Source organism: Lysobacter sp. BMK333-48F3 (genome assembly GCF_019733395.1).
Classification (GTDB): Bacteria; Pseudomonadota; Gammaproteobacteria; order Xanthomonadales; family Xanthomonadaceae; genus Lysobacter.
The window spans coordinates 4293135-4313659 of the sequence record NZ_JAIHOO010000001.1; the positions used below are offsets into that span (position 1 = coordinate 4293135).

At 70.0% G+C, this 20525-nt stretch carries 20 protein-coding genes and 1 pseudogene; 10 read left to right on the top strand and 11 right to left on the bottom strand.

All coding sequences use genetic code 11. The annotated features are described in order from the left end of the window. Positions 1-27: 27 nt before the first annotated feature. Positions 28-2808: pseudogene (gene metH / locus K4L06_RS18505) on the top strand (methionine synthase); the annotation flags it as partial. A gap of 146 nt (positions 2809-2954) precedes the next feature. Next, on the top strand, positions 2955-3677 hold the full coding sequence (locus K4L06_RS18510) for a hypothetical protein (protein WP_221672796.1): 723 nt from the start codon (positions 2955-2957) through the stop codon (positions 3675-3677). An 84-nt stretch (positions 3678-3761) separates the two neighbouring features. Here the strand turns inward: K4L06_RS18510 and K4L06_RS18515 are convergent, their stop codons facing one another. The 3 genes from K4L06_RS18515 to K4L06_RS18525 form a co-directional block, all read right to left on the bottom strand. After that, positions 3762-4589 (bottom strand): right-handed parallel beta-helix repeat-containing protein, encoded by an 828-nt coding sequence (locus K4L06_RS18515; protein ID WP_221672797.1) that lies wholly within the window; start codon positions 4587-4589, stop codon positions 3762-3764. A gap of 148 nt (positions 4590-4737) precedes the next feature. Next, entirely contained in the window at positions 4738-5568 is an 831-nt protein-coding gene (locus tag K4L06_RS18520; RefSeq protein ID WP_221672798.1) for a right-handed parallel beta-helix repeat-containing protein, read from the bottom strand. Between the two features lie 194 nt (positions 5569-5762). Then, positions 5763-6305: a TetR/AcrR family transcriptional regulator gene (locus tag K4L06_RS18525; protein ID WP_221672799.1), complete on the bottom strand. Its 543-nt coding sequence runs from the start codon at positions 6303-6305 to the stop codon at positions 5763-5765. A 151-nt stretch (positions 6306-6456) separates the two neighbouring features. On the opposite strand from K4L06_RS18525, the gene K4L06_RS18530 reads away from it, so the two are divergent. Together K4L06_RS18530 and K4L06_RS18535 are read left to right on the top strand one after the other, a co-directional pair. Further along, positions 6457-7242, top strand: a complete 786-nt coding sequence (locus tag K4L06_RS18530; RefSeq protein WP_221672800.1) for an SDR family oxidoreductase — start codon at positions 6457-6459, stop codon at positions 7240-7242. Between the two features lie 130 nt (positions 7243-7372). Then, complete coding sequence (locus tag K4L06_RS18535; protein WP_221672801.1) at positions 7373-8200, top strand: alpha/beta hydrolase; 828 nt, start codon at positions 7373-7375, stop codon at positions 8198-8200. Between the two features lie 156 nt (positions 8201-8356). Here the strand turns inward: K4L06_RS18535 and K4L06_RS18540 are convergent, their stop codons facing one another. The 6 genes from K4L06_RS18540 to K4L06_RS18565 all read right to left on the bottom strand — a co-directional run bounded on the left by K4L06_RS18540 (position 8357) and on the right by K4L06_RS18565 (position 13523). Then, positions 8357-9085 (bottom strand): DUF2058 family protein, encoded by a 729-nt coding sequence (locus K4L06_RS18540; protein ID WP_221672802.1) that lies wholly within the window; start codon positions 9083-9085, stop codon positions 8357-8359. A gap of 38 nt (positions 9086-9123) precedes the next feature. Next, the gene (locus K4L06_RS18545) at positions 9124-9354 is read right to left on the bottom strand and encodes a SlyX family protein (RefSeq protein WP_343225782.1); all 231 of its coding nucleotides are present in this window, start codon (positions 9352-9354) and stop codon (positions 9124-9126) included. 36 nt (positions 9355-9390) lie between these two features. Continuing rightward, entirely contained in the window at positions 9391-10737 is a 1347-nt protein-coding gene (locus tag K4L06_RS18550) for a UDP-glucose/GDP-mannose dehydrogenase family protein (protein WP_221672804.1), read from the bottom strand. 80 nt (positions 10738-10817) lie between these two features. Next, positions 10818-11645: an FKBP-type peptidyl-prolyl cis-trans isomerase gene (locus K4L06_RS18555; protein WP_221672805.1), complete on the bottom strand. Its 828-nt coding sequence runs from the start codon at positions 11643-11645 to the stop codon at positions 10818-10820. A gap of 118 nt (positions 11646-11763) precedes the next feature. Continuing rightward, a complete protein-coding gene (locus tag K4L06_RS18560) occupies positions 11764-12708 on the bottom strand; it encodes an FKBP-type peptidyl-prolyl cis-trans isomerase (RefSeq protein WP_221672806.1) in 945 nt (314 codons plus the stop codon). 194 nt (positions 12709-12902) lie between these two features. Further along, positions 12903-13523, bottom strand: coding sequence for a glutathione peroxidase (locus tag K4L06_RS18565; protein WP_221672807.1), 621 nt, complete (start codon positions 13521-13523; stop codon positions 12903-12905). 148 nt (positions 13524-13671) lie between these two features. On the opposite strand from K4L06_RS18565, the gene K4L06_RS18570 reads away from it, so the two are divergent. The 6 genes from K4L06_RS18570 to K4L06_RS18595 all read left to right on the top strand — a co-directional run bounded on the left by K4L06_RS18570 (position 13672) and on the right by K4L06_RS18595 (position 17964). Then, positions 13672-14133, top strand: coding sequence for a hypothetical protein (locus K4L06_RS18570; protein WP_221672808.1), 462 nt, complete (start codon positions 13672-13674; stop codon positions 14131-14133). Positions 14134-14136: 3 nt separating this feature from the next. Beyond that, positions 14137-14514, top strand: coding sequence for a GntR family transcriptional regulator (locus tag K4L06_RS18575; protein ID WP_221672809.1), 378 nt, complete (start codon positions 14137-14139; stop codon positions 14512-14514). Continuing rightward, positions 14511-15395, top strand: a complete 885-nt coding sequence (locus K4L06_RS18580) for an ABC transporter ATP-binding protein (protein ID WP_221672810.1) — start codon at positions 14511-14513, stop codon at positions 15393-15395. Before K4L06_RS18575 ends, K4L06_RS18580 begins: the two co-directional genes overlap by 4 nt. Positions 15396-15475: 80 nt before the next feature. After that, positions 15476-16423 (top strand): ABC transporter permease, encoded by a 948-nt coding sequence (locus K4L06_RS18585; RefSeq protein WP_221673686.1) that lies wholly within the window; start codon positions 15476-15478, stop codon positions 16421-16423. Positions 16424-16594: 171 nt separating this feature from the next. Continuing rightward, positions 16595-17380 carry a DUF4097 family beta strand repeat-containing protein gene (locus K4L06_RS18590; RefSeq protein ID WP_221672811.1) on the top strand — a complete coding sequence of 262 codons (786 nt, stop codon included), beginning with the start codon at positions 16595-16597 and terminating at the stop codon, positions 17378-17380. Between the two features lie 53 nt (positions 17381-17433). Continuing rightward, complete coding sequence (locus tag K4L06_RS18595; RefSeq protein ID WP_221672812.1) at positions 17434-17964, top strand: DUF2884 family protein; 531 nt, start codon at positions 17434-17436, stop codon at positions 17962-17964. 48 nt (positions 17965-18012) lie between these two features. Here K4L06_RS18595 and yiaA read toward each other — a convergent pair whose 3' ends face one another. Both yiaA and K4L06_RS18605 read right to left on the bottom strand, forming a co-directional pair. Continuing rightward, complete coding sequence (yiaA, locus tag K4L06_RS18600) at positions 18013-18423, bottom strand: inner membrane protein YiaA (RefSeq protein WP_221672813.1); 411 nt, start codon at positions 18421-18423, stop codon at positions 18013-18015. 194 nt (positions 18424-18617) lie between these two features. Next, on the bottom strand, positions 18618-20339 hold the full coding sequence (locus tag K4L06_RS18605) for a diguanylate cyclase (protein ID WP_221672814.1): 1722 nt from the start codon (positions 20337-20339) through the stop codon (positions 18618-18620). Between the last annotated feature and the right edge of the window lie 186 nt (positions 20340-20525).

Here is a 20525-nt window from a genome sequence, read left to right on the forward strand (position 1 = left end):
CGGGCAAAAGCGAACGCCAAGAATCAGCAGCAGGCAATGACCGATTCCCTTCCCCGCCATACCCGTCTCAGCGGCCTGGAGCCGCTGCAGATCACGCCCGAAAGCAACTTCGTCAACGTCGGCGAACGCACCAACGTCACCGGGAGCGCGCAGTTCAAGAAACTGATCCTGGAAGGCCGCTACGACGAAGCGGTCGTGGTCGCGCGGCAGCAGGTCGAAAGCGGCGCCCAGGTCATCGACGTCAACATGGACGAGGGCTTGCTCGATTCCGAGCAGGCGATGGTCACCTATCTCAACCTGATCGCCGCCGAGCCGGACATCGCCCGGGTCCCGGTGATGGTCGACAGCTCCAAGTGGAGCGTGATCGAGGCCGGGCTGAAGTGCCTGCAGGGCAAGGGCATCGTCAACTCGATCTCGATGAAGGAAGGCGAGGCCGAGTTCCTGCGCCAGGCCCGGCTGGTCCGCCGCTACGGCGCGGCGGTGGTGGTCATGGCCTTCGACGAGGTCGGCCAGGCCGACACGGTCGAGCGCAAGGTCGAGATCTGCTCGCGCGCCTACCGGTTGCTGACCGAAGAGATCGGCTTCCCGCCCGAAGACATCATCTTCGACCCCAACGTGTTCGCGGTCGCCACCGGCATCGAGGAACACAACGACTACGCGGTGGCGTTCATCGAGGGCACCCGCGAGCTCAAGCGCCGCTTCCCGCACAGCCACATCTCCGGCGGCGTCTCCAACGTCTCGTTCTCGTTCCGCGGCAACGAGCCGGTGCGCCAGGCGATCCATGTGGTGTTCCTGTACCACGCGATCCGCGCCGGCATGGACATGGGCATCGTCAACGCCGGCGCCCTGCCGCTGTACGACGACCTCGACGCCGAATTGCGCGAACGGGTCGAGGACGTGGTGCTCAACCGCCGCTCCGACGCCACCGAGCGCCTGCTCGAGATCGCCGACCGCTACAAGGGCAAGAAGGGCGAGAAGAAAGTCGAGGACCTGCGCTGGCGCGACAAGCCGGTGCGCGAACGCCTCAGCCACGCCCTGGTCCACGGCATCGACCAGTGGATCGAAGAGGACACCGAGGCCGCCCGCAGCCAGGCCACGCGCCCGCTGGACGTGATCGAAGGCCCGCTGATGGCGGGCATGAACGTGGTCGGCGACCTGTTCGGCGCCGGCAAGATGTTCCTGCCGCAGGTGGTCAAGTCGGCGCGGGTGATGAAGAAGGCGGTGGCCTACCTGCTGCCGTACATCGAGGCCGAGAAGTTGCGCACCGGCGACGCCGGCAAGTCCAACGGCAAGATCGTCATGGCCACGGTCAAGGGCGACGTGCACGACATCGGCAAGAACATCGTCGGCGTGGTGCTGGCCTGCAACAACTTCGACGTCGTCGATCTCGGCGTGATGGTGCCGGCGCAGACCATCCTCGACCGCGCCCGCGCCGAGAACGCCGACCTGATCGGCCTGTCCGGCCTGATCACCCCTTCGCTGGAAGAGATGAGCCACGTCGCCCGCGAGATGCAGCGCCAGGGCTTCACCATGCCGCTGCTGATCGGCGGCGCGACCACCTCGCGCGCGCACACCGCGTTGAAGATCGACCCGCACTACCAGGCGCCGACGATCTGGGTCAAGGACGCCTCGCGCGCGGTCGGCGTGGCCCAGTCGCTGATCTCGATCGAGCTGCGCGAGCCGTTCGTCGCCGCCAACGCCTCCGACTACGCCGAGATCCGCCAACGCCACCGCAACCGCGGCGACGGCAAGCGCCTGATCTCGCTGGACAAGGCGCGCGGCCAGCGCTTCGACGGCGGCTGGACCGAGTACGCGCCGCCGGCGCCGAAGCTGGCGCCGGGCGTGTACGCGTTCGACGACTATCCGCTGGACGAACTGGTCGACTACATCGACTGGACCCCGTTCTTCAACACCTGGGAACTGGCCGGGCGCTACCCGGCGATCCTCAGCGACGACATCGTCGGCGCCCAGGCCAGCGAGCTGTATCGCGACGCCCGGGCGATGCTGGGCAAGATCGTCGCCGAGAAGTGGATCTCGGCCAAGGCGGTGTTCGGCCTGTGGCCGGCCAACGCCGCCGCCGACGATGTCGTGGTCGATCTGGGCGACGCCGCCCCGGGGGCCGGCGATGCGCCGCAGTTCGCCGCCCCTGCCCCTCGCCGGGTCGAATCCCGGATCCCCAATCCCGAATCCCAAACCCTGCACTTCCTGCGCCAGCAGGCCGACAAGCCCGCCGACCGGCCGGACTTCTGCCTGGCCGACTTCATCGCCCCGCAGGGCAGCGGCCGGCAGGACTGGATCGGCGCGTTCGCGGTCACCGCGGGCCTGGGCATCGAGCCGCACGTGGCCCGCTTCGAAGCCGACCATGACGACTACAACGCGATCATGCTCAAGGCCCTGGCCGACCGTTTCGCCGAGGCCCTGGCCGAGCGCCTGCACGAGCGCGTGCGCAAGGAGTTCTGGGGCTACGCCGGCGACGAGGCGCTGGACAACGAGGCCCTGATCGACGAGGGCTACCGCGGCATCCGCCCCGCCCCCGGCTATCCGGCCTGCCCGGAGCACAGCGAGAAGGCCAGCCTGTTCGCGATGCTCGACGCCGGCGCCAACGCCGGCCTGGAGCTGACCGAAAGCTTCGCCATGTACCCGGCCGCGGCGGTGTCCGGCTATTACTTCAGCCATCCCGACAGCCAGTACTTCGTGGTCGGCCGGGTGTCCAAGGAGCAGGTCGAGGACTACGCCCGGCGCAAGGGCGCGAGCCTGGCCCAGGCCGAACGCTGGCTGGCCTCGAATCTGGATTACGATCCCGAGTGAGCGACGCGGGCCCTGCGGCCCGCGTCCGCTCGCGCCTCCCCGCCCGGTCCCATCGACCGCGACGTCCGCCGCGCGGCGGCGGTCGCGTTGTCGATGGCGGGCGCCCCGCCCCACCGACCATCGCCGTCACCCAGAGAGTTGCCAGGATGAGCGACATTCTGCTGCCCGAAGACATCGCCGAGGACGCCTCCTCGGACCCGCGCGGCAATGCCGCCTTCATCGAGAAGCACGCCGGCCCCGGCCGGATCGGCCTGTGCGGCGGCCGCGACTTCATCAACAAGCTGATCCGCAAGGCGCAGGCGCCGCTGACCGAGGACGGCCATCGCAGTCTGTGGTCGCACGCGTTCTTGTTCAACGAACGCCGCAGCGACGGCCAGTGGTGGGTGATCGAGTCCGACCTGGACCTGCGCTATCGGCAGATCCGCCTGGGCGTGCAGGAAAACCGGGTCGCGCGCTATTACGACGCCGAAGCCTTTCCGAACATCGCGATCCTCGACTTCGGCCTGGACCCGGCGCAGATCCGCCAGGTCCAGATCGCCGGGCTGGACCTGCTGGCCGGCTTGTCGAGCTATTCGATCAGCGAACTGGTCGGCACCTTGATGGCCATGCACAGCCGGCGCCTGCGCCGGCGCAGCAATCTGCTGGCCAAGGAGGGCGCGCTGTACTGCTCGGCCCTGGTCCAGCACTGCTATCACGCCGCCGGCATCGAGTTCCTGCCCGGCGTGCCGGGCAAGAACATCGCCCCGCACGACATCGACGACTCGCCGATCCCGCACGCCACCCACCGCATCATCCGCGACCTGGGCGTGTCGACGGTGCGCACCCTGGCCCACAGCGCCCGTGCGCGGCTGAGTTCGGCGCTGGACTGAAGCCCCGCGCAAGCGAACGCCGCCGGCGGGCCGGCGGCGTCGCGATGCTGGACGGCGGGTTCGAGCGAAACCGCGCCGCGGGGTTTACGGACCGGACGGCGGCAACGGACGCTCGACGTTGTGGCGGGTCACCGCGCATTCGGAGAAGCCCGAACGCTGGGTATTGATGAACACGTTCTCGACGCAGGTCGCGTCGACCGCGCCGGTCATGCCATTCGGCAGGCTCGGTTCGGACTGCATGATCGTGTTGTGCACCACCCGCGCCCGCGGCGAACGATCGAACTGGATCATCCGGTCGACGCCGGCGAAGTCGAGGAACTGGTTGCCGATCAGTTGGGTGTCCGGCGCATCGGCCAGCCACAGGCCGCGCCGGCCGTCGCGGAAGCCGGCGACGACGTTGTTGCTGAGGATCGCGCGGTTGAGGCCGATCACCTGCACCGCCGCGTGCGTGCCCCAGGACGGTTCGGTGTCGTAATAGCCGAAGATCCGATTGCCCGTGACCCGGATCGGCGTGGCCAAGGGGTCGTAGTGGCCGTGCACCAGCAGCGGCGCCTGCCTGGCGCGCAGCACCGTGTTGTTGACCAGTTGCGAGGCGCCGTTCGCGTCCAGTTCGATGCCGTGGTCGAAACCGTCGACGCGGCAATTGCGCACGATCAGGTTCTCGCCGTGGGCGCGGATGCCGGCGGGGCCTGCGCCGCCGCCGGGCGGCGCGATCAGGCTGCGGCTGCGGCAGTCCAGTTCGATGTTGCTGCCCTGGATCTCGATCGGCAGGCTGCGGTTGGCGCTGAGGCAGTACTTGCCGGGATGGAACACCTGCACCTGCTGGGGATCGAGCACGGTTTCGCAGGCCAGCGCGGTCGCGCTGAGCATCAGGCCCGACAGAGCCAGGCCGGTAATGGCGATGAGTCGCATGAAGTTCCTCTTCGTGAGTTGTCCGATTGCGGCACGGGGCGCCGCCCCGGCGCCCCGTCCGCATCACGATGATGGACCCGCGATGTCGCCCTGGCCGCGACCGGGGCCGCGGCCAGGGACCAACCCGACGATTCAAGGGACGGGCTGGTCAAGGGACGGGCTGGCTGATCTGCTCGAGGTTGTTGCGCTTGGCCGCGCACAGCGCCAGGTTCGACGGCGTGGTGTTGACGAACACGTTCTCGATGCAGGTGGCGTTGCCCACGCCCTCGCCTTCGATGCCGCGCACGTTGTACGGCCGCAGCGCGGTCACGGTGTTGTGGACCAGACGCGTGCGCGGCGAGTAGCGGTCCAGGTAGAAGGCCGAGCCCACGCCCGACTCGAAATCCAGCACCTGGTTGCCGGTCAGGCGCACGTCGGCCGAATGCTCGACATGGACCACGCCTTCGCCGCCGAAGCCGGCGACCACGTTGTTGACTGCCTCCAGGTGGTTGGCGCCCTGCAGCCGGATCGCCACCACCGGCTGCAGGGCGCCCTGGTTGCCGTAGTTGGCGATGCGGTTGCCGATCAGGCGCACGCCGTCGCCTTCGGGCGAGTCGTTGCCCTGCACCAGCAAGCCGGCCGACTGCGGGCGCAGCACGGTGTTGTTGACGATCTGGGTATCGCTGGCGCGGTCGACGTACACGCCGCGCGGCCAGCCCTCGATGCGGCAATTGCGCACGGTCACGCCGCGCCGCGGCGATACCGTAATGGCCGTGTCCCAGGACGACCCGGCGCCGTTGCCGAGCAGGCGGCCGCGGCAATCGAGTTCGACGTTGTCGCTGCGGATCTCGATAGGAAGTTCGCGGTCGGCGAACAGGCAGTACTTGCCGGGATCGTAGATATCGCGTTGGTCGGGCTGGAGCACGAAGTCGCAGGCCGAAGCCGAAGCGCTGGCGAAGACGGCGGCCAGGGCGAGGCCCGCACGGGAAACGATGCGCATGAAATCCCTCTCTTTGTGGTGGTCCATCGATGGCGATCGATTGACGGCAATCGATCCGGTGCGCGGCGAACGCACGAGCGCCGCGCCGGCCGAGTATGCGCGCGCGCCGTTTCACCGAGTCAGACAGGAACGGCAGAACGACGACCCGCGACGCCGGAACGGCGCCCTGCGGCAACGGCGCGGTCAGGGCGCGATCAGGGCCCGGCTTCGATCCAGTCCCGGGTCTGCGCCAGCAGTTCGGCCGACAGCTCGGGATCGTCGCTGGCGCGGGCCAGGATCAGCGCGCCGACCATCGCCGACCAGCGCCCGATCGCATGGCGGCGGCGCTCGGTTTCGTTTGCGCCGGGCGCCGAGGCGGTCATCGCCTGCAAGGCCTGGCGCAGGAACCCGGTCATCGCCGCGCGCGCCTGCGGCGACTGGCGCAGGGTCTCGGCCGCCAGGCCCGCGGTCGCGCAGCCGCCGGCGAGATCGGCGCAATGCTCGGGCGAGAGATAGGCGGCCAGGAACGCCGCCGGGTCGGCGGGCGTCGCGGTGGAGGCCAGGGCATGGGCCAGGGCCTGCGCGATCAGATCGTCCTTGGACTGGAAATGGCCGTAGAAGGCGCCATGGGTGAGCCCCGCCGCCTTCATCACCTCGGCCACCGTCACCGCCTCGAACCCGCGCTCGCGGAACAAGCGCGCCGCGGCCTGCAGGATCCGCCGACGGTTTTCTTCCACCTGCTCGCGACTGACTTTCATGACCCCTCCGGCACAGGCTTGACATGTTACATGATGATCATCATGATAACTTAAACATGACGTTCATCATAAATAAATCGCTGTCCTCGCCCTTCCGCCCGCTGCCTCCTGCCTTTCAACCGCTAGCTGCTAGCCCACCCAGGCCCTACCCATGCCCACTCCCACCGTCCTCATCACCGGCGCCTCCAGCGGCATCGGCGCCGTCTACGCCGACCGCTTCGCCCGCCGCGGTCACAATCTTGTCCTGGTCGCGCGCGATCGCGCCCGCCTGGACGCCCTCGCCGAGCGCCTGCGTCGCGACGCCGGGGTCCAAGCCGACGTGCTGGTCGCCGACCTCAGCGATCCGGCCGCGCTGACGGCGGTCGAAGCCCGCCTGCGCGACGACGCTGCGATCGAAGTGCTGATCAACAACGCCGGCGCCGCCCTCGCCGGCGGCTTCCTCGACCAGGGCCCGGACCGGATCGGCCAGCTGATCGCGCTCAACGCCGTCGCCCCGGCGCGACTGGCCGCGGCGATCGCGCCGCGCCTGGCGGCCGCCGGCCGCGGCGCGATCGTCAACATCGGCTCGGTGGTCGGGCTGGCGCCGGAGTTCGCGATGGCGGTGTATGGCGGCACCAAGGCCTTCGTCCAGCATTTCAGCCAGGCCTTGCAGGTCGAACTGGGCCCGCGCGGCGTGTACGTGCAGGCGGTGCTGCCGGCGGCGACCCGTACCGAGATCTGGCAGCGCTCGGGCAAGGACGTCGACAGCCTGCAAGGGGTCATGGAGGTCGACGAACTGGTCGACGCCGCCCTGCTCGGCTACGACCGCCGCGAGCCGGTGACGATCCCGCCGCTGCCGGACGAGGCGCAGTGGACGGCATTGGAAAACGCCCGCCGGGCGATGCTGCCGAACTTCGCCCAGTCCCGCGCCGCCGCGCGCTATCGCAACCGCGACTGAGCGCGGCGCGGGCCGTCTGCGCCGGGCGCCGCAAACCGCGGCGCGCGGCGCTGTCGCCCGACAGTACGCAATGGTATGTTTGGCGCCCCGCGCCGCTTCGCCGGCGGCATCCGCGACCCGCGCCCGCTCCATGACCGATCTGTTGTTGTTCTCCCACGCCAATGGCTTTCCGGCCCCGGTCTACGACCTGATGCTGGAGTCCCTGGCCGGTCGCTTCCGGATCGAGCGCCCGGAACGGATCGGACACGACCCGCGCTACCCGGTCACCCGCGACTGGCCGCACCTGGTCGAGGAGCTCAGCGCCCGCATCGGCGCGACCGCCGGCGACGCCGGCCGGATCTGGCTGGTCGGGCATTCCTTGGGCGGTTATCTCAGCCTGCTGGCCTCGCTGCGCCTGGCCGGCAGCGCGCTGGGCGCGCGCGTGGCCGGAGTGGTGATGCTGGACTCGCCGCTGATCGCCGGCTGGCGCGCGCGCCTGGTCCAGGTCGGCCGCCGCACCGGCCTGGACAATCTGGTCATGCCGACACGCGCCACCTTGCAGCGCCGTCGGCATTGGCCCGACCCGGACGCGGTGCGCGCGCATTTCCTGGCCAAGCCGGCGTTCGCGCGTTGGGATCGGCGGGTGCTGGACGCCTACGTCGAACACGGCACCCGCGCCGCCGACGACGGCTCGCGCGAGTTGGCCTTCGAACGCGAGATCGAGTACCGCATCTACCGCAGCCTGCCGACCACCGCGCTCAGCGACTGCGTGCCGCAGGTGCCGGTGCCGGTCGGGTTCCTGGCCGGCACCCGTTCGCGCGAGTTGCGCCACGCCGGCCACGCCGCCACCCGGCGCCTGGTCGGCGAACGCTGGCGCTGGCTGGAAGGCAGCCATCTGTTCCCGATGGAACGGCCGCTGGACACGGCGCAGGCGATCGAGGCGATGATCGACAGCCTGACGCCGCAGGCTCGGCGCTGAGCGCGCAAGCGGTCCGGCGCGCGATCGCCGCGCCGGCGCCGTAGCGGCGCGTCCGCGGCGGCTGGGGCTCGCGGCCCCACAAACGAAAACAGCGGCATTGCGCCGCTGCTCGACCGTCGACGAGGCGCCGGGCCTGGACGACCCGGCGCGGCGGACTCACCAGACCAGGTCGTCGGGCACCTGATACTGCGGATCGGCGTACGGGTCTTCGTCGGCCGGCGCATTCGGGTCGACCTTCAGCGCCACCGCCGGGGCGAACACCGCCTCGGCCTGGGCCAGCATCGCCGCGGTCACCAGCACGTAGCGGCCTTCCATCTGCACCACGCCGAGCTCGCCGGCGTTGAGCTGCTTGAGCTGGGCTTCGGTGACGTAGATGCGCTTGATCTTGCCGCCATAGGGAAAATGGCGCGCGATCTCGGCGTCGGCGACGTTCAGCGCCTGGTCCTTGAGCAGTTCGGCGAGCTTGGCGCGCGCCTCGCGGCGCAGGCGCGCCTCTTCCTGCTTGGCCTGCTCGGCGGCGATGCGCTCTTCCTTCTCGCGCTGGGCGCGGATCGCATAGGCCTTGGCCAGGTCGATGTCCTCGCGCGTGCGCGGCTTGCCCTGACCCGGACGGCCTTGTCCCGGTCGGCCCTGGCCGGGCTTGGCACCGCCCGGCTTGTGGCCGCCGGACGGACGGCCGTCGGCGCGGGCGCCGTCGGGCCGGGGGCCGCCGGGCTTGCGCGCGTCGTGGCGCGGCTGGCCCGGGCGCGCGCCCGGCTTGGCGTCGGCGCGGGCGCCGCCGGGCTTGCCGCCGCGGCGTTCGTCGGGCTTGCGCTCGCTGCGTTCGGGCTTGGGCGCGGGCTTGAAGCCCAGGCCCAGCAATTGGTCGCGGAGACTGTCGCTCATGATTCGGTACTTGAGGTTCGGTGCTGGAGCGAAAGCGCTCAGTAATGCGGCGGGGGCGGTTCGGCGGCGGCGTCGCCGGTCAACGGCGTCGCGGCCATGGCGGCGCGCAGGTGCTTGATCTCGTCGAGCGCGCGGTACAGCAGCAGCGAATTGCGCGCTTCTTCGCTGCGCGCGGCGGCCAGCGCGTCGCTGAGTTCGTTGAGCGCGTGCTCCTGGAACGCGAGCCGCGTTTCCAGGTCGATCAGGCGCCGGTCGAGTTCGGTGGTCACGGTTGCGCTCGCTCGCAAGAAAGGCGGTCGGCCGGCTCAGCCGGCGTCGACCAGGATCGAACGGCCGCGGCCGATGCCGTAGTACGCCAGTTCGGCGGCTTCGACTTCGTCGGGGTGGTAGAGGTTGCGCCCGTCGAAGATCACCGCGTCGGCCAGAGCTTGCCGGATGCGGAGGAAATCCGGGCTGCGGAACTGCTTCCACTCGGTCACCACCACCAGCGCGTCGGCGTCGGCCAGGGCGGCGCGGGCCGAGTCGCACAGCACCAGGTCCTCGCGCTCGCCGAAGATCCGCTCGGCTTCCTCGTTGGCTTCCGGGTCGTAGGCGCGCACCCGCGCGCCGGCCGCCCACAGCTGCGCCAGCAGGGTGCGGCTGGAGGCCTCGCGCATGTCGTCGGTGTTGGGCTTGAACGCCAGGCCCCAGACCGCGAAGGTCTTGCCCTTCACCTCGCCGCCGTAATGGCGCTGGATCAGTTCGAACAGATGGCCCTTCTGGCTGTCGTTGACCGCCTCGACCGCGTCCAGCAGGCGCGCGCCGTAGCCGTGCTGCTGGGCGGTGCGGGCCAGGGCTTGCACGTCCTTGGGAAAGCACGAGCCGCCGTAGCCGGCGCCGGGGTAGATGAAATGCCAGCCGATGCGCGGATCCGAGCCGATGCCCTGGCGGACCATCTCGATGTCGGCGCCGACCTTCTCGGCGATGTTGGCGATCTCGTTCATGAAGCTGATCTTGGTCGCCAGCATCGCGTTCGCCGCGTACTTGGTCAGCTCGGCCGAGCGCACGTCCATCACCACGATGCGCTCATGGTTGCGGTTGAACGGCGCGTACAGGCGCTTGAGCTTCTCCACCGCGGCCGGGTTGGACGAACCCACGACGATGCGGTCCGGGCGCATGCAGTCGTTGACCGCGTCGCCTTCCTTGAGGAATTCGGGGTTGGAGGCCACGTCGAAGGCGATCTCCAACCCGCGCTCGCGCAGCTGCGCGGCGATGGCGGCCTGGACCTTGTCGGCGGTGCCCACCGGCACGGTCGACTTGTTGACCACCACCACCGGGCGCTCGATGTGGCGGCCGATGGTCGCGGCGACCGCGAGCACGTACTTGAGGTCGGCGCTGCCGTCCTCGTCCGGCGGCGTGCCGACGGCGATGAAGATCAGGTCGCCGTGGCCGATCGCGCTGGCGGCGTCGGTGGTGAAATGCAGCCGGCCGGCGGCGTGGTTGGCCTTGACCATCGGCTCCAGGCCCGGCTCGTAGATCGGGATCACGCCGTGGTTGAGGCCCTCGACCTTGGCCTGGTCGATGTCGACGCAGACCACGTCGTGGCCGACGTCGGCCAGGCAGGTTCCGGTGACCAGACCCACATAGCCGGTACCGAAGATGGTGACGCGCATTCGTTGCTCTCAGTGCTGGGTGTTGCGGCGCCTGGGCGGCGCGCCGCGTCCGGATTGCGGACGCGGCGCGCGCCGGAGGCTCACTTCTGCTGCGGCGGCTGGGTGCCCATCGCGGCCGACTCGGCGCCCTGCGCGTTCGGCTTGACGATGTCGAGCAGCTCGACGTCGAACACCAGGGTGGCGTTCGGGCCGATCGGACCGCCCGGGGTGCCCTGCTCGCCGTAGCCGAGCTTGCTCGGGATCCACAGCTTGAACTTGCTGCCGACCGGCATCAGCGCGATGCCTTCCTGCCAGCCCGGCACCACCGCGCCGAGCGGGAACACCGCCGGCTCGTTGCGGTCGTAGGAGCTGTCGAAGGTCTTGCCGTCGAGCAGCGCGCCCTTGTAATGCACGCGCACGGTGTCGCTGGCCTTGGGCTTGGCGCCCTTGCCTTCGCTGACGATCTGGTACTGCAGGCCCGAAGCAGTGGTCACCACGCCCGGCTTCTTGCCGTTGGCGGCGAGGAACTTGTCGCCCTCTTCCTGGTTGGTCTTGGCCATCGCGACCATCTTTTCCATCTGCTTGGTGCGCACCTTGTTCTGCAGGCGCTCGCGGATCTGGCGCGCTTCCTCGTCGCTCAGCAGCGGCTTGTCGCCCTTGATGTTGGCCTGCATGGCCTTCTGCAGCACGGCCAGGTCGAGGTCGTCCTTCAGCAGTTCCAGCGAACGGCCCATGTCCATGCCGATCAGGTAGCTGTCCTGCTCCTTCTCGGTCTTCATCCCGCCGATCGCCTTGACCTCGGCGCCCTTGGCCTCGGTCGCGGCCTTGGCGTCGGCGGCCGGCTTGTCGCCCGGCTTGCCGGCCTGGTTGCAGCCGGCGGCGAACAGCGCCATCGAACCCACGGCCACGGCGAAGGCGGTGTTACGCATGAAAGGCTTCATCAAACTGCACTCCTGAATACGGAAAAGCGGAAACGGAATGGGAACCGGCCCGGCGGCACAAACTGCCAGCCGGCAGCTGAACGCAACGAGTCTGCGCGGCGACCGGTCAGAGGATGTCGAGCAGTTCGACTTCGAATTCCAGGGTCGCGTTGGGGCCGATCTTCGGCGGCGCGCCCGACGGGCCGTAGGCCAGTTCGGCCGGAATCCAGAACTTGAACTTGCTGCCCACCGGCATCATCGCCAGGCCTTCCTGCCAGCCCTGGATCACGCCGTTGACCGGGAATTCGGCCGGCTGGCCGCGGTCGTAGGAGCTGTCGAAGGTGCTGCCGTCGAGCAGCGTGCCCTTGTAGTTGACGCTGACCTTGTCGGTCGGCTTGGGACGCTCGCCCGAACCCTGGCGCAGCACCATGTACTGCAGGCCCGAGCCGGTCACGAACACGCCCTTGACCTTCTTGTTGGCTTCCAGGAACTCGGCGCCCTTCTTGCGGTTGGTCTCGCCGGCGACGGCGGCCTCGGCCTTCATCTTGGCCTGCAGGCGCTCGCTGAAGTTGGTCAGCACGGTGCGCGCGTCGCCCTCGGCGAGCAGCGGCTTGCCGCCGCTGAGCGAGGTGCGCAGCGCCTGCACCAGCACCGGCAGCTCGATCTCGGCTTTGATCTGCTGCAGCGAGGGGCCGACCATGTAGGTGCCGATCAGCAGGCCGACCTTGTCCTTGGCCACTTCCGGCGGCTTGGCGCCCGGGGCCTGGCCCGGCACCGGCTTGCCGTCGCGGGCGGCGATGCGCGCGCGCAGGGCCTGGTCGACGCTGCGCGCCTCGTCCTGGCCGATCAGCGGCTTGCCGCCGTCGAACACGTTCTTGACCGCGCGCTCGAACGCGGCGGTATCCAGGTCCGGTCCGACCGGCTTGAGCGAACTGGCCACGTCGAGGCCGATGGCATAGCTGACTTTTTCGCGATCGTTGGCGAGCACGGTCTTTTCCTGGGCAGAGGCGACGCCGCCGAACAGCGTCGCAGTGGTGATCAACACGGCCGCGCCGCGCACGAAAGCCTTCATCGGGGTCCTGCTCCTGGTTGCAGTCCTGGTGGTGTATCGATACGCCGCAGTCCGGCGCAAGCCCGTCATTGTCGCGGGCCGGCGCTATGGCGGCAATGTTCCAGTGTGACGTCGCTCAAGCTGCGAAGTTCCGCACCCTAGCGGCTCGCGCGCGGCCGAAACCCGACCGCGCGCGCAAATCCCGCCGGGCCGGCTCAGCGCCGGCCCACCGCGGCCGGACGCGGCGCGGCCAGGGCGCGCTCGATCGCCGCGACCAGCGCCGGGTCGTTCGGCGCGGTCTTGCTGCCGTAGCTGGCGATCAGCCGGCCGTCGCGGCCGACCAGATACTTGTGGAAGTTCCACTTCGGCGCCTCGCCGGCGCTGCGGGCCAGGTCCCGGTACAGCGGCGTGGCCTGCTCGCCGACCACATGCACCTTCTCGAACATCGGGAACTTGACCCCGTAAGTCAGGGTGCAGAACTCCTGGATCTGCTTCTCGTCGTCGAATTCCTGCGCCTTGAAGTCGCCGGAGGGAAAGCCGAGCACGGCGAAGCCGCGCGCCTTGTACTTGGCCTGCAGGCCTTCCAGGGCCTCGAACTGCGGGGTGAAGCCGCATTTGCTGGCGGTGTTGACCACCAGCAGCACCTGGCCGCCGTACTGCGCCTGCAGGTTGACCGGCGTCTTGCCGGCCAGCGGGCGGAAGCTGCGGTCGAGCAGGCCGGCGCTGGCCGCGGCGGCGGCGCCGGCCGCCAGCACGGTCAGGCACAGCGCGGCCAGGGCCGCCCGGCGCGCCGGGCGAGGCCGCGAAACGGCGGGAAACAGCGGGGTCTGGGACATGAACAGGCTCCGTCGCAAGGGGCAGGCCCGGTCGGGACCGGGCGGTGCGGGCAAGTATGACTTTAGTTGGGCCGGCGGCGATTGACGCGACGTGTTTAGGTGTTATAGTTGCATACAACACCGGCCCACTAACGAGCAGGACGTTCGCATGAACCGCAAGCTCCATAACTCCATTTCGGCCCTGATGGCCGCCGGCGGCGCCCTGGTCCTGGGCCTGGTGATCGCCCTGCCGGCGCCGAGCGCCCCGGCCGGGCAGTTCGCCGCCGCGCAGAGCCGCCCGCTCGAACTCGACCTGGGCCTGGTCCAGGCCCGGGTCCGCTTCGACTCCGCCTATGTCGAGCGCGCCCGCGCCCGCAGCGGCGACCTGGCCCGGGTCGCCGGCCGCATCGGCGCTCGCGCCGAGCAGTTGGAACGCGACGGCGCGGCCCTGGCCTTCGCCACCGGCATGGCCGGCGAAGTCGCCGACCTGGCCGCGATCGCCTCGACCCTGGAATCCCCCGCTGCCGCGGAGCCGGCCAGCACCGAAAGCAAGCGCAAGGCCGGGAAGGCCGCGCGCCGCAACCGACGGAACCTCGTCATGCCTTACTTCTCCTTCCTGCCGCGGGGCTGAACCATGACCGCAATCCAATGGAGCGACGGCGCTCCGATCTATCGCCAGCTCAAGGAGCGCGTCGTCGCGATGATGCTCGACGGTGTGCTCAAGCCGGGCGATGCCCTGCCGTCCGTGCGGCAGGTGGCCGCCGAATACCAACTCAACCCCATCACCGTCTCGCGCGCCTATCAGGAATTGGCCGACGAGGCGCTGGTCGAAAAACGCCGAGGCCTGGGCATGTACGTGACCGAAGAAGCCGCAAGGAAACTGCTCCTCAACGAGCGCGAACGCTTCCTGAAAGAAGAATGGCCGCTGGTCCTGGAGCGCATCCAGCGCCTGGGCCTGAGCACCGAGGAGTTGCTCGGCGGCGGCAACGACCAGAAGGCGGGCTCGCCATGACCGACGCCATCCGCATCGACCCGGGCCACATCGTCACCGCGCGCAACCTGCGCAAGCGCTATCGCAGCAAGCTGGCGCTCGACGATGCGGCCTTCGACATCCCGGCCGGCCGCATCGTCGGCCTGATCGGTCCCAACGGCGCCGGCAAGACCACCGCGCTGAAGGCCATCCTCGGCCTGATCGCGTTCGACGGCGATCTGTCGGTGCTCGGCCGCGACCCGCGCACCCAGCGCGACGACCTGATGCGCGACGTGTGCTTCATCGCCGACGTAGCGGTGCTGCCGCGCTGGCTGCGGGTGCGCGAGGCGATCGACTTCGTCGCCGGCGTGCATCCGCGCTTCGACCGCGCCAAGTGCGAGCGTTTCCTGCACGGCACCCAGCTCAAGCCCAACCTGCGCGTGCGCGAAATGTCCAAGGGCATGATCGTGCAGCTGCACCTGGCGCTGGTGATGGCGATCGACGCCCGCCTGCTGGTGCTGGACGAGCCGACCCTGGGCCTGGACATCCTGTACCGCAAGCAGTTCTACCAGCGCCTGCTGGAAGACTACTTCGACGAGAACAAGACCATCCTGATCACCACCCACCAGGTCGAGGAGATCGAACACATCCTCACCGACGTGATGTTCATCCGCGACGGCAAGGTCGTGCTGGACAGCCAGATGGAGGTGCTCGGCGAGCGGTTCGTCGAGGTGCTGGTCAACCCCGACCAGGCCGTGCACGCGCGCAACCTCGGCCCGATCGACGAACGCGCGCTGCCGTTCGGCAAGACCGTGATGCTGTTCGACGGCATTCCGGCCGCGCAGCTCGACGGGCTCGGCGAAACCCGCACCCCGGGCCTGGCCGACCTGTTCGTCGCCACCATGAAGGGAACCTACGCATGAACGCCGCAGACGACATCCTCGCCCCCTCGCCCGCCGCGCCGCGCGCGATCGCCGCGACGCCGAGCCTGCAGACCTTCAAGATGCTGCTCAAGCGCGAGTACTGGGAACACCGCGGCGGCTTCCTGTGGGCGCCGTCGATCGTCGGCGCCATCGCGATCGTGTTCACCCTGCTCGGGGTGGTCGCCAGCACCGTGATGCTGCGCAGCGCCGTCAGCAAAGGCGAAATCGACCTGGAGAACGTCAGGATCGGCGTTGGCGCCGGCTCCGACGCGGGCTTCGCCGGCGACGTGGCCCTGCTCGGCGGCATCGGCATGGTCAGCATCGTGCTGGTGTTCGTGGTGTTCTTCTACGCCCTGGGCTCGATCTACGACGAGCGCAAGGACCGCAGCATCCTGTTCTGGAAGTCGCTGCCGGTCTCCGACACCCAGACGGTGCTGTCCAAGCTGGCCTGGGCCCTGCTCCTGGCGCCGCTGCTGACGATGGCGATCGGTCTGGTGGTCGGCGCGGTGCTGTGGCTGATCTCGTGGCTGGCGATGGTGATCAACGGCGTCCCCGGCGCCAGCGCCCTGCTCACCGAAGCGCATCCGTTCCGGCTGATCTTCCAGTTGCTGTGCGCGGTGCCGGTGTACGCCCTGTGGGCCCTGCCGACCATCGGCTGGCTGATGCTGTGCTCGGCCTGGGCCCGCAGCGTGCCCTTCGTCTGGGCGGTGGTCGCGCCGCTGCTGGCCTGCATCTTCGTCAGCTGGCTCGACGTCCTGCCGGGCATCGAGATCCCGCACGACAAGATCTGGTACGCCGTCGCCTTCCGCGGCCTGCTGAGCATGGTTCCGGCGAGCTGGTACCTGAGCCCGGGCATGGAGCACGTCCGCGACTCGGCCATCCACGGCCCGGAAGACCTGGCCCGCTCGATCGAACTGGGCAGCAGCCTGCACGCCCTGGGCACGGCCGACCTGTGGATCGGCGCGATCCTCGGCGCGGCCATGGTCTACGGCGCGATCCGCTTGCGCCGCTGGCGCGACGAGGGCTGAGCCCCGCGGCCCCGCCCGCCTCCGGCGCGGCGGGGCCTTGCCGGAAAGATCGTCGGTCGCGCAGGCCGCCGCCGACCCGCCTCCGAGTCTCCGAGTCTCCGAGTCTCCGCCACGCAACCATCGCGGCTTGCGCCGCATCCATCGAACTTCCACCCATCCCTGGAGCTTCCGATGCGCCCCACCGTCGCCCCGATCCGTTTCGTTCCCGCCCTGCTCGCCCTGGCCCTGCTGCCGCTGGCGGCCCAGGCCGAGCGGCACTGCGAGCACAGCCAGCCGCGCGAGCTCAAGCTCGACCTCGCCGGAGTCAAGGCGGTGGTGTTCGAGACCGGTTCCGACGACCTGCACATCGTCGGCGCGCCCGGCGCCCGCGCCGAAGTGCGCGGCAAGGCCTGCGCCTCCAGCGCCGCCGACCTGGCCGGGCTGCGCCTGAGCCAGCGCCGCGCCGGCGACAAGCTGATCGTGCGCGCCGAGCACGAGTCCAAGCTCAGTCTGTCGTTCAACCGCTACGCCTACATGGTCCTGCACGCGAGCCTGCCCGACAGCGCCCGGGTCCAGCTCAAGACCGGCTCCGGCGACGTCGATGTCGCCCGGGTCGCGGCGCTGAGCGTCGACGTCGGCTCCGGCGACATCAAGGCGCGCCAGGTGCGCGGCCTGACCGTGGCCGATGTCGGCTCCGGCGATGTCGAGCTGGACGATATCGGCTCGCTGCAGGTGATTTCGCTCGGTTCCGGCGACCTGCTCGCGCGCGGCATCGGCGGCGACGCCAAGCTCGGCTCGATCGGCTCCGGCGACGTCGCCCTGGAACGCGTCGGCGGCTCGGTGAGCCTGGAGCGGATCGGCTCGGGCGATCTGGAAGTGCGCGACGTGCGCGGCGACCTGCGCGTGCGTTCGGTCGGCAGCGGCGCGGTCAAGCACACCGGCGTCGTCGGCCGGGTCGACGTGCCCAGCGACGACTGACGCCGCTTGCGGCGTCCCCTACCCCTTAAGTACCCCACCCAGGAATTTTGGCGATGAAACTTCCGTTCGTGTCCGCGCTGTGTCTGGCCCTGCTCGTTGCCGCCGCCGGCAGCGGCTGCTCGAACGGCACGCCCGAGGTGCACGTGATCGCGCCGGTCAGCCTGTCCGGCGACCGCATCCAGGTCCGCGGCCAGGGCGGCGTGCGCGCCGAGATCGGCCCCGACGGCGCCTTGCGTATCGACGGCCAAGCGGTCTCGCTCGATCCGGCGCAGTTGGCGGCGAGCCGGCGCTACTACGTCCAGGCGATGGGCATGACCCAGGACGGCATCGCCGTCGGCAAGGCCGGCGCGGCCCTGGCCGGCAAGGCGGTCGGCAACGTCGTCGCCGGCCTGACCCAGGGCGATACCGAGTCGATCGAGCGCAAGGTCGAGGCCGATGCCAAGGAAGTCGAACGCCAGGCGCTACGCCTGTGCGAGCGCATGGCGTCGCTGCGCACCGCCCAGGACGAGCTCGTCGGCGCCCTGCCGGCGTTCCAGCCGTTCGCGGTGCTCGACGCCGATTCGGTCGACGACTGCAAGCATTGAGGCGCACGCCACGGGCGCCGAACGGCGCCCGCTGGCGACGACGCGGCCTCAGTCTTCGTAATCGCGGCCGGACGAATCGCGGGTGTTCTTCTGCACCGCGATCGCGCCGAACAGGCTCAAGGCGAAGGCCATGCCGTAGAAGCCCTTCTCGCTGAGCAACAGTTGCGCGTTCCACAGGCCGACGAACAACAGCAACAAGGCGCCGACCATCGAGAACCAGGCCAGGCCGTAGTACAGGCCGGTGACCGGAATGCCCTCCATCCTGTCGCGCACGCTCTTTTGCACCGACACCGCGGCGAACAGGCCGTACAGCAGCAGGGTCAGGTAATAGCCCTTCTCGTTGAGCAGCATGTCGGCGTTCCACAGGCCGATCAGGAAGGCCGTTGCGCCGAGCAGCAGTGCGCCCCAGGACGCGCCGACGAAAGCGGCGGAGGGCTTGCGGGAAATGACGCGATTCATGGATGAGTCCTTGTCGTGGGTAGCGGCCATGCCGGGCGGCCGCGCGCCATGCCCGGCATGGATCCGGGGCGGCGCCGCGCTCGGCGGCCGGTGCGGGCACCGGCCTGTGTCGTACGGGCGCTCCCAGCCCGCGCGCGCACTATGCCGCGCGCCGGGACTTCTGTCATCCAACCGCCCTGGTCGGGCTTGCTCGATCAGGCCGCGCCGGCGACCGAGGCCACGCCCGCTGCGCCGCGGTCGGCGCTGACCCGGTCGCGGCCGGCGCTCTTGCTGGCGTACAAGGCCGCATCGGCGCGGCGCAGCAGTTGTTCGCCGCTCTCGCCCGCCCGCAGTTCGGCCACGCCCAGGCTCAACGCGATCGGGATCAGCCGGCCCTCGATCGACAAGGGGTGATCGTTCAAGGACAGGCGCATGTGCTCGGCCACCCGCAGCGCCTCGTCCAGGTCCGCGCCGATCAGCACCGCGACCATTTCGTCGCCGCCGTAGCGCCCGCACAGATCGCCGCGGCGCAAGCGGTTGCGCGCGCGCAGGGCGACGATGCGCAGGGCCTCGTCGCCGGCGCGGTGACCGTGCTCGTCGTTGATGCGCTTGAAATGGTCGATGTCCAGGAACAGCACCGACAAGGCCTCGCCGCTGCGCTGCGCATGCGCCACCGCCGCGGCCAGCGCCTCCTCCAGCGCGGTACGCGCCAGCACCCCGGTCAGCGCGTCGTAGGACGCGCGGTGCTGGGCGCGGTCGCGGTCGTGACGCAGCTGGCGCAGGCGCGAGGTCAGGCCGAACAGCAGCGCCAGGCCGCTGAAGGCCAGGCTGGAGGGAAAGGCGAACTCCAGCCAGCGGTACATCGGCCACCAGCGCTGGTAGGCGCCGACCAGGGCCACCAGACTGATGATCAGCGGACTCCAAGCGACCAGCAGGAACATGCCTTCGCGCTGGCGCCGCCACACCGCGTTGGCGATCGCGTACAGCACCACCGCGATCGCCGCCAACAGCACCAGGTTGCCGAAGCTGCCGCTGTAGGGCCAGGTCTTGAACACGGTCACCGCGATCAGGCCGCCGAGCAGCAGGCAGCAGCCGTCGAGCAGCCGCGCCGCGCGCGGCTGCAGCTCGCGCAGGCGCAGGAACAGGCTGAAGAAGCGCAGCGAAGCGATCACCGCCGCGGTGTTGAGGATGATGTCCATGCGCCGGTCCAGGGTCAGCGGCCCCAGTTCCAGCCAGGCGCGCATCTCGCCGCCCTCGATCGCCATCGCCAGCATCTGGCTGGCCAGGGTCAGGCCGAGGAACACGTAGCCGCGCTCGCGCAGGCCGATCCACAGGCCGAACGCCAGCGCCGCGATCAGGCCGAGCACGGTCAGCACGAAGGTGCGCACCGCGACATAGACGATGTCGCCGCGGTAAACCTCCTGGCCGGGCAAAATCGAAACCTGCGACGGCACCACGTCGGCGGCGATCATGCGCAGGTACAAGGCGTCGCCGCGGCGCAGGCCCTGCGGCAGCGGAAACACCAGGAACCGGGTCGAGTGGCTGTAGTCGGCGTCGTCGCCGTAGATCGCGCGCGCCAATGGCTCGCTGTCGCCGGGTCGCCACAGCTCGACCCGCTTGCGGTGCGGCGGGGTCAGCACCAGTTGCGGCGCGTTGCCCGGGGCGATGTCGCGCAGCGCGACCAGGCGCCACCAACCGACTTCGCGGCGCGCGGTCGGAATCAGCCGGCCGTCCTCGACCTCGGCGAAACCCGACGCGGCCGCGCCGGACAGGACCTGCCACAGCGCGGGTTCTTCGGCGCCGGTCCAGCGCGCGACCGCCAGCTCGGCGGCCGGCGGCGGCAAAGCGGTCTGCGCCCGCAGCGGGCTCCACCACCCCAGAATCAGGCACAACAGCGCGAGTCCTGCCCCGCCGATGCGCCACGCCGCTCGATCCATGCACGTAATCCGATGGTGCCCGTTGCAACCGCCGCGATCAGGGTCCGCTGCCGCGACCGGCGGGGCGCGAACCGGCGCCAGGGCGCCTGCGGCGGCAAAGAGTAACCCGGGAAAGCGACGATCGTCGTCGCCGCTGGCTGCTGCGCATGCTCCGCGGGGCGCGCCGTCGCGGGCAGCCGCCCCGGC

Coding starts and splice junctions, on each gene's coding strand:
- K4L06_RS18535 (WP_221672801.1), top strand. CDS start 7,373: ATGACCGATCTGTTGTTGTTCTCCCACGCCAATGGCTTTCCGGCCCCG.
- K4L06_RS18565 (WP_221672807.1), bottom strand. CDS start 13,523: ATGTCCCAGACCCCGCTGTTTCCCGCCGTTTCGCGGCCTCGCCCGGCG.
- K4L06_RS18595 (WP_221672812.1), top strand. CDS start 17,434: ATGAAACTTCCGTTCGTGTCCGCGCTGTGTCTGGCCCTGCTCGTTGCC.
- K4L06_RS18540 (WP_221672802.1), bottom strand. CDS start 9,085: ATGAGCGACAGTCTCCGCGACCAATTGCTGGGCCTGGGCTTCAAGCCC.
- K4L06_RS18590 (WP_221672811.1), top strand. CDS start 16,595: ATGCGCCCCACCGTCGCCCCGATCCGTTTCGTTCCCGCCCTGCTCGCC.
- K4L06_RS18570 (WP_221672808.1), top strand. CDS start 13,672: ATGAACCGCAAGCTCCATAACTCCATTTCGGCCCTGATGGCCGCCGGC.
- K4L06_RS18515 (WP_221672797.1), bottom strand. CDS start 4,589: ATGCGACTCATCGCCATTACCGGCCTGGCTCTGTCGGGCCTGATGCTC.
- K4L06_RS18555 (WP_221672805.1), bottom strand. CDS start 11,645: ATGCGTAACACCGCCTTCGCCGTGGCCGTGGGTTCGATGGCGCTGTTC.
- K4L06_RS18560 (WP_221672806.1), bottom strand. CDS start 12,708: ATGAAGGCTTTCGTGCGCGGCGCGGCCGTGTTGATCACCACTGCGACG.
- K4L06_RS18510 (WP_221672796.1), top strand. CDS start 2,955: ATGAGCGACATTCTGCTGCCCGAAGACATCGCCGAGGACGCCTCCTCG.
- K4L06_RS18605 (WP_221672814.1), bottom strand. CDS start 20,339: ATGGATCGAGCGGCGTGGCGCATCGGCGGGGCAGGACTCGCGCTGTTG.
- K4L06_RS18520 (WP_221672798.1), bottom strand. CDS start 5,568: ATGCGCATCGTTTCCCGTGCGGGCCTCGCCCTGGCCGCCGTCTTCGCC.
- K4L06_RS18550 (WP_221672804.1), bottom strand. CDS start 10,737: ATGCGCGTCACCATCTTCGGTACCGGCTATGTGGGTCTGGTCACCGGA.
- yiaA (WP_221672813.1), bottom strand. CDS start 18,423: ATGAATCGCGTCATTTCCCGCAAGCCCTCCGCCGCTTTCGTCGGCGCG.
- K4L06_RS18585 (WP_221673686.1), top strand. CDS start 15,476: ATGCTGCTCAAGCGCGAGTACTGGGAACACCGCGGCGGCTTCCTGTGG.
- K4L06_RS18575 (WP_221672809.1), top strand. CDS start 14,137: ATGACCGCAATCCAATGGAGCGACGGCGCTCCGATCTATCGCCAGCTC.
- K4L06_RS18525 (WP_221672799.1), bottom strand. CDS start 6,305: ATGAAAGTCAGTCGCGAGCAGGTGGAAGAAAACCGTCGGCGGATCCTG.
- K4L06_RS18580 (WP_221672810.1), top strand. CDS start 14,511: ATGACCGACGCCATCCGCATCGACCCGGGCCACATCGTCACCGCGCGC.
- K4L06_RS18530 (WP_221672800.1), top strand. CDS start 6,457: ATGCCCACTCCCACCGTCCTCATCACCGGCGCCTCCAGCGGCATCGGC.